Here is a 5,114-nt window from a genome sequence, read left to right as displayed (position 1 = left end):
GCCTTGGGTGATGAGATCGATGCGGTGAAGGAAGTCGAGAGCGATGCCCTTGGTGCGATTGACCGGGCCGCGCAGGAGGTCTCGGCGACCGCGGTGGCACTCGCCACCAAGACGGCCGAGGCGCAGGGCACAGCCGCCGCACTGGCGCAGGCGCAGGCGGCACTGGATCGCTGGCGCAAGCCCAAGGACAGCATCGAAAAGCGCCACAAGGCGGCTGCCGCCCTCATCGAGGACATCAAGAAGCTGCGCAACGGCCCAAATCGGGGCGAGGCCTACTGGAAGCTCGCCCTTGGTGACCGCGACCGGCAGGGCGCGCAGGGCTTTCTGCACCTTCTTCTGAAGGACCCGCCCGACATCGTCAAGCCCGACGCGCTCGACGGCAAGATCGTCGCCGCCTGGGATGCCTTCAAGAGCGCGCGTGCCACGGATGCCGCCGCTCAGGCCGAATTGCAGGCCGCGCAGGCGGCGCACAAGGCGGCCAAGGACGACTACGACAAAAAGACCAAGACCATCATCAAGACCATCATTGACGCTCTGGCCGCGCGCGAAGCGCCGCCTGCGGCATAAGGGAGAACGGACATGCCAGAATATCTCGCCCCCGGCGTTTTCATCGAGGAAATCGAGCGTGGACCCAAGCCGATCGAAGGGGTCGCCACCAGTACGGCGGCCATTGTTGGAGAGACCCAGCGCGGGCGGCTGCAACCGAGTTTCATCACCAGTTACAGCGACTACTTGCGGCTTTACGGCGACGTCTTTGCGCCGGACAAATACGTGCCCTTCGGCGTCAAGGCGTTTTTCGACAACGGCGGGCGGCGCTGCTATATCGCGCGCATCGTAGGGCCGGGTGCGGTTGTGGCGGCACTCGATACTGATGGCTACACCATCACCGCAAACGGGCCGGGGGCAGCGGGAAACCGCATCTTTGCCCGCGTGGTCGCCAGCACCACCGAAAGCGTCAAGATCGGCGAGACGGACCTTACGCCCATCGGTTTTCGTCTGCAGATCGCCTATTGGAGCCGCGACGTGCCGGGGGGGCTGTTTGATCCGTTTGCAATTGACGATCAACTGCCGCGCCCCTCCATGGTCGAGGATTTCGACGACCTCGCCCTCGACCCCGACTCGGCCAACTACTGGCAAAAACAGATCCGAGAGGGCACCTCGGCCTTGATCAATCTGGATGTCGATGACGCGGCTGCCACACAACCCGCCCCCGGAGACGTGATCGGTGGGCCGCTCGTGGGTGGCGTTGACGGCGGTGCTGCCACGGTGGTTGAATTCAATGGTGACCGGGACGATCTGGGCAACCCCATCGAGGACCCCAACGCATTGCGCGGGCTGGCGGCGCTCAACCTCGATGCCTACCGAGACGTGGCCATCCTGCACGCGCCGGGCATCCACAATGCGGACGACGCCAACCGCTTGATCCAGCGCGCCGTGGTGGATCACTGCGAGCGCAACCGGTTCCGCTTTGCGGTGCTGGATTCGGCACGGGACGCCAGTATCGCGGCAAGCCCTGAGATGAACCCCCGCAACCAGATCGACAGCCAATATGCGGCCTTCTACTACCCGTGGTATCACACCGCCCATCCGCGCACGGGCGTCAAGACGCTGGTGCCGCCGGGGGCGGCTGCCTGTGGTATCTACGCGCTGACGGACAATGCGCGCGGGGTCTGGAAGGCCCCGGCAAATGTGCCCGTCGCCGGTGCTATCGACCTGAGGTTTGACATCAACACCGCCCGGCAGGAGCTTTTGAACCCGCGCGGCGTGAACTGCATCCGCCGCTTTCCAGGGCGCGGCATCCGCATGTGGGGCGCGCGCACCCTGTCGAGCGATCCCTTGTGGAAATACGTCAGTGTGCGGCGTCTGTTCATCTTCCTTGAGGCGTCGATCTACAATTCGACCCAATGGGTGGTGTTCGAGCCCAACGACGCGCGGCTCTGGGCGCGGGTGCAGCAGACGATCACGCTGTTTCTGCGCAGCCAGTGGCGCGAGGGCGCGCTTTTCGGGGCCAAGGAGGAAGAGGCATTCTCGGTCTCTGTGGGTCCCGCCACGATGACGCAGGACGACATCCTCAACGGACGGCTCATCGTCGAGATCGGCATTGCGCCGGTGCGGCCTGCCGAATTCGTCATCTTCCGTATTTTCCAGAAAACCAGCGAAGCAAAAAGCTGACCTGAGCGCAAAGGAGACCTCTCATGGCAAAAGTACCCGTAAGAAATTTTATCTACCGGCTGGAGATAGACAGCATCGAACAGGCAGGCTTTGCCGAGGTGGCCATTGGCGACGCCTCGACCGAGCCGATCGAATATCGCGAGGGCATCGACACCACGACGGTGCAAAAGTTCAACGGTTTGAACAAATACGGTAACATCACCCTGAAGTGGGGCATCACCGACAGCACCGAGCTGGCGGACTGGCACCAGATGATCGTCGATGACGCGACGCCGCTGGCCGATGCGCAGCGCAACGTGGTCATTCGCATTCAGAACGACAAGGGCGAAGACCAAATTGCTTTTGAGATTTCAAAGGCTTGGCCCTGCAAGTATGACCCTACGGACCTGAACGGGAAGGGCAATGAAGTCGCCATTGACACGCTTGAGCTGTGCAACGAAGGCATCCGCCGTATTCAATAGGAGCATTGATAAATGGCTTTCGAGACCGAGACCGACTTCACCCTGCCCAAGGGGTTCGTAGATGCCGATGGCAATCTGCACAAGGAAGGCTCGATGCGGCTGGCCACGGCCGCCGATGAGATCCTGCCCCTCAAAGACCCGCGCGTAAAGCAGAACCCGGCCTATCTGGCGGTGATCGTGCTGAGCCGCGTAATTACCCGGCTGGGCAGTCTGCAGGATGTGAACACAAAGGTCGTGGAGGGGCTTTTCGCCTCTGACCTCAACTACCTGCAGGCGCTTTACGAGGAGTTCAACGCGGATGGCGAGGCCGAGGTGCCGGGCCTGAGCGCCGGGGCCCAGCGGGCAGAAGGGTTCGGTGTGATGGGGGAGGCCTGAGGCTTTATCCCCTCGGTGAGCTCTACGAGGAGATGGCCTTTATCGCCTACCACTTTCACTGGTCGAGCACAGAGCTTTTGGGGCTCGACCATGCCGAACGCCGTGAATGGTGTGGTCGCATTTCGGGGATCAACCGGCAATTCGATGCAGGCCCGGCGGCGCGGCGGATCGAACAGATGTGACGTGAACCGGCTGTGCACCGGATCGACCAGGACATGAACCCAAAGGGGAAAAGACAATGACGATGCCATACCGCAATTTCCGTTTTCGCATTGAGGCGCAAAGCCTCGATCGGGGTGGCGTGCAATCCGTCTCTGGGCTGGAGCGCACGACGGAAGTGGAGCCCTACCGCGAGGGCGGGGTGAACGACCATGACATCCAGCTGATCACCAAGACGGTGCAGGCGACGCTGGTGCTCAAGCGCGGACTGCTGGACCCGTGGATGTGGGACTGGCACGAGGATGTGGTGAGCGGCGCTATCGAGCGCCGCACGATCAGCATCATCTTGTTGGACGAGGTGGGCGTGGAGGCTTGGCGCTGGGTCTGTGCCGACGCCTTCCCGACCAAATGGGGGGCCACGGATCTGGACGCCTCGAGCAACGCGGTGGCGGTCGAGAGCTTTGAGCTTGTTCATCACGGGTTGACCAAGCAATGATCGGGCGCGCGCATATCCTGCCGCGTAAGCCGCTGACGGCGCGTCGCCCCTTTGGGGTGCTGACGGGCGGTCTTGGGCGGGCGTATTCGCCACAGCCGCGCGCGGTCGCCCCCGTGGCGCGACATTTCCGCGGGCCTGTGCGCCCGGTGGTTGCTCGGGTGACGGTGCCCTCCGCGCCCGGCTCGCGCCTTTCGTCGGTGCATCACGTTACGCTTGCGCCGCGCTTTGAGGTGATGATCCGGCAGTATCACGCGGCGACGGAGCGGTTTTTCTCCAGTCAGGTCACGACCGAGGTTCAGCCCGCCGAGGCGTCGCCCACCCGCGTGTTCCGCCCGGTCTGGAACCGTCCCACTCTGGCTGAAACAGTGCAGCCGCGCGCCGCAACCGCGCCTGCGGCACCTTTGGGCCGTAGCTCTGCGCCCGGTGCCGTTCTGCATCATCACCGGACCGAGACTATTTTTGCGCAGATGGCTCCGACGGTGCATCCTGCGCGCACCCATACCGCGCCCTGGCGCGCGGCGGCGGAGATGACCATTGCGCAGCCGATATTAGACGCGCCGTCTACGCCAATGGCCGCAGCGCAGCGCCCCACCGCGCTCACCCCGGCATCGTGCGCCATGCATGCGCGCGCATCGGGCAGGGCGATGTTGCACACAGACCACCAGCACCGCCGCATTCAAATCACGACTGTGGCAAACCGTCATCTGGTGTTTCGCCAAAGGGTTGATGTTGCAGGCAGGGTGGAGGTGCCGCGCGCCGCAGCCGCCGATCGGGCGCAGCCTCAGTTCGATGCGCCGGAAACGCGCGCCCCGCGCGAATTGCGCCGCGCGGTTGAGGTGCAAGCGGAAACCGACAGCGCCTTTGTAGCTCCGGCCCGGACCCTCCGTAGCATCGCCGCAGCGCAGCCCGCCCCCGCAGAGCCCACGCCGGTGCCGCGCAGCTTTCGCGCCGAGCCTGCAACACCCGCCGCACCGCCCGCCCCTGCGCCTACGCCCAAGGTACACGAAACCGCCGCACCGCAGGCCCCGCAGATCGACATCGCGGCGCTGGACAAGGTGCTCTGGCAGCGCTTCGAAAAGCGCCTGCGCGTTGAGACCGAACGCAGAGGGAGGGGCTGAGCCATGACCAAACCGCTCGTCAAGGCGAAGATCAAGGTACTTGAGGGCCGCAATAAGGATGCGGAAGTCGAGGTGCATTTCAATCCCACGGAATATTCGGTGGAGTATGGTGCGAGCTATCAAGAAACGCCGGTGCCCGGCCTCTCGAATCCGATCCTGCAGTTCGTGAACGGGACCGCGCAGGCGCTGAGCATGGAGTTGCTTTTCGATACGTATACGGATGGAAATTCGGCGGATGTCTCGGAAGTGACGCGCCGCTTTACCGACCTCATCGGCATTGACGCAGACACCCATGCGCCGCCGCGCGTCGAGTTCACCTGGGGGGTTTTCTCC

General features: G+C 63.7%; 7 protein-coding genes and 1 pseudogene. All 8 read left to right on the top strand.

The window, feature by feature from the left end; all coding sequences use genetic code 11:
- Positions 1-567 (top strand): hypothetical protein (locus WBB85_RS12655; RefSeq protein WP_432638965.1); only part of this gene is annotated, 567 nt, incomplete at its 5' end.
- A 12-nt stretch (positions 568-579) separates the two neighbouring features.
- Positions 580-2,172, top strand: a complete 1,593-nt coding sequence (locus WBB85_RS12650) for a phage tail sheath family protein (protein WP_432638964.1) — start codon at positions 580-582, stop codon at positions 2,170-2,172.
- A 23-nt stretch (positions 2,173-2,195) separates the two neighbouring features.
- Entirely contained in the window at positions 2,196-2,633 is a 438-nt protein-coding gene (locus WBB85_RS12645) for a phage tail protein (protein WP_432638963.1), read from the top strand.
- Between the two features lie 12 nt (positions 2,634-2,645).
- A complete protein-coding gene (locus WBB85_RS12640) occupies positions 2,646-3,008 on the top strand; it encodes a hypothetical protein (protein WP_432638962.1) in 363 nt (120 codons plus the stop codon).
- Positions 3,005-3,190: a DUF6760 family protein gene (locus tag WBB85_RS12635; RefSeq protein ID WP_348294257.1), complete on the top strand. Its 186-nt coding sequence runs from the start codon at positions 3,005-3,007 to the stop codon at positions 3,188-3,190. Before WBB85_RS12640 ends, WBB85_RS12635 begins: the two co-directional genes overlap by 4 nt.
- 56 nt (positions 3,191-3,246) lie before the next feature.
- Positions 3,247-3,663 carry a phage tail protein gene (locus tag WBB85_RS12630; protein ID WP_432638961.1) on the top strand — a complete coding sequence of 139 codons (417 nt, stop codon included), beginning with the start codon at positions 3,247-3,249 and terminating at the stop codon, positions 3,661-3,663.
- Positions 3,660-4,781: a hypothetical protein gene (locus WBB85_RS12625; RefSeq protein WP_432638960.1), complete on the top strand. Its 1,122-nt coding sequence runs from the start codon at positions 3,660-3,662 to the stop codon at positions 4,779-4,781. Before WBB85_RS12630 ends, WBB85_RS12625 begins: the two co-directional genes overlap by 4 nt.
- 3 nt (positions 4,782-4,784) lie before the next feature.
- A pseudogene (locus WBB85_RS12620) lies at positions 4,785-5,114 on the top strand (CIS tube protein); the annotation flags it as partial.

This window comes from Albidovulum sp., assembly GCF_049646345.1.
Taxonomy (GTDB): Bacteria; Pseudomonadota; Alphaproteobacteria; order Rhodobacterales; family Rhodobacteraceae; genus Albidovulum.
Note: the sequence above shows the minus strand (reverse complement) of the source record. Positions and strands in the feature narration are given on the sequence as shown.